At 37.6% G+C, this 2279-nt stretch carries 3 protein-coding genes; all 3 read left to right on the plus strand.

Annotation, left to right across the window (positions count from 1 at the left end; genetic code table 11):
• The coding region (locus tag AN214_RS21605) for an RHS repeat-associated core domain-containing protein (RefSeq protein WP_327077706.1) at positions 1 to 814 on the plus strand (814 nt) is incomplete at its 5' end.
• Positions 815 to 828: 14 nt separating this feature from the next.
• Positions 829 to 1701 (plus strand): hypothetical protein, encoded by an 873-nt coding sequence (locus AN214_RS21610; RefSeq protein ID WP_054981600.1) that lies wholly within the window; start codon positions 829 to 831, stop codon positions 1699 to 1701.
• A gap of 271 nt (positions 1702 to 1972) precedes the next feature.
• A complete protein-coding gene (locus tag AN214_RS23380) occupies positions 1973 to 2194 on the plus strand; it encodes a hypothetical protein (protein WP_054981601.1) in 222 nt (73 codons plus the stop codon).
• The last annotated feature ends 85 nt before the right edge of the window (positions 2195 to 2279 follow it).

Raw genomic sequence — 2279 nt, forward strand, 5'->3', positions numbered from 1 at the left:
CCACTATGATGGCCTTGGCTCAACGAGAAGTCTAAGCAACGACAGTGGCGAACAAAGTGATAGTTACGATTATTTAGCCTTTGGTGAGTTACAAAACCAAACAGGCACAACGGAAAATAATTACCTTTACACAGGCGAACAGTTTGATGGTGATTTAGACCAGTATTACCTAAGGGCTATATACTATGACCAGAATGTCGGGCGCTTTACTCAGCAAGATGCATGGATGGGGCGTGATGGTGAACCTGTTACCCTGAATAAGTATTTGTATACCCATGCGGATCCGGTGAATGGAGTTGATCCGAGTGGGTATTTTACTCTGCAAGAAGTAAAGGCGACTATACAAACATCAAATATATTGGTTAACTTAGGTGTAAGGGGTATTGCTAAAACAAAAGGCAAACAACTGGTTTGGAATGGCGTTTGCTTTGCAGCGGAAACCATAGCAGAAGATGCTTTGCTAAGAGGTGTAAAACATTTAAAAGGTATCTATATATACGATCATACTAAGATTGGTAAAAACTATATTGGTCAAGCCAAAGGAAAGCGCGGCATCCTTTCTAGATTACAAAAAGCAATACGTAAATTGAGAACTGATACAGACAATATAGTAGCAGTTTTACCTATTACAATTGCTGGTACAGCTTCTGAAACGATTGATGAGATTTTAGATGCAGTTGAAGAGCGGTTTATTCGAGATTTAAAAGGACCTGGAGGTAAACCAAAGCAAGACGGTGACTCTGCGAATAAACGATATCAAACAAGAAAAAATGACAAATTAGAAAAACTGATTAAAAAGTTAAAGTTTTGTTAATTGAAGGACAATAAATGAGTTTCGAGTTTAATGAAATATATGGCACTAATGAAAGCCGATTAGAAGTTCATGACGAAGCATGTGATGAAGCGTTAAGGTTAATTAAAAAGGGTAATTTTGATTTACTTTGGCTATGGGGGAATAAAAATAATTTTGAACGGTTAAATGACGTTGATTTAAGTGATGTTTCGTTCAAAGGAATAAATTTTCTAACAGGTCAGGTGAAAGATATTTCATGGATAGGTCGTGTCAAGTCTTTAGAATCTTTAACAATAAAAGGTAATACGAAAGGTTCAATAGACTTTGAGGGGCTACCAAACCTAAAAGGGTGTGACTTAGACTTCAGTAAAGGCACTGCCTCAATCATCGACAGTGCAATTAAGATTGATAGGCTAGGATTAAGCAGACTCTCCGCCCCACTAAGTGACTTTAATAATTGTTTAGCAAGTAGTTTAAAAATACTAGGGGTATCAGGCCATAAATTGTCTACGTTGGAAGGTATCGAAAAGTTTTCAAACTTAGAATGCTTGGGCATCTATACCAATAAAGGCCTAACAGACATCAAACCTATCACCCAACTAGCACATTTAAAGAGGTTGCAATTTGAAGGGGTGAATAATATCGAAAACCTAGAAATACTTGGACAGGTTTCTACTCTTGAAAAACTCACTTTTGAATGTAAAGTTTTACCTTCTCTCAAACTACTACTACCAGCCCCTAACTTAGAGTCCATCTATCTTGGTGATAATACGTTAATTGAAGATCGAGATATAGAGGTCGCACTTGATTTTCCTAAATTAGGATATTTTTCTTTTGCTAAGAAAAAGGGCTATAAGTACGATGCTATTCAACTAAAAGAAGCCATCGAACAAAAGCAAAATATATAAAACTAGGGTCAGAGTAAACTTAATTTTTAATCGACAACTAGAATATAAAGGCCACCCACCTTAACTATTAGTTTACAGCTATCATAACGCGGGTAATAAAACCAAGCTTACCGTCACTTACCAAGATGGCACAACGCGTGTTGAAACCTATAATTATGATGCACTCAACCGTTTAATCAGTGTTACCGATAACACAAATCAGGTTACCAGCTACGGCTATGATAAAAATGGCAACCGCGCATCACAAAGTAACAGTAATGGCACCAGTACTTTGTACGCGTATGACGACTTAAATCGTCTTACTAAGGTGAGTCACTACAATGCCCAAGGTGTTGTTATCAATGAATTTAGCTATGAGCTTGATAACACAGGCCACAGAACTAAACTGACTGAATCAACTGGTAGAGAAAGCACTTACAGCTACGACAACCTTTACAGATTAACCAGTGAAACTATTACCGATGCAACAAATGGTAACAGTGAAACTAGCTGATCTTCCCCTGAAATTCTAGACACCTAGCTTACCGAATTATATCGGATCTCAAACTCTTCAGGGGACTGATGGCCTAGATGGCTAT

The organism is Pseudoalteromonas sp. P1-9, from assembly GCF_001399975.1.
Classification (GTDB): Bacteria; Pseudomonadota; Gammaproteobacteria; order Enterobacterales; family Alteromonadaceae; genus Pseudoalteromonas.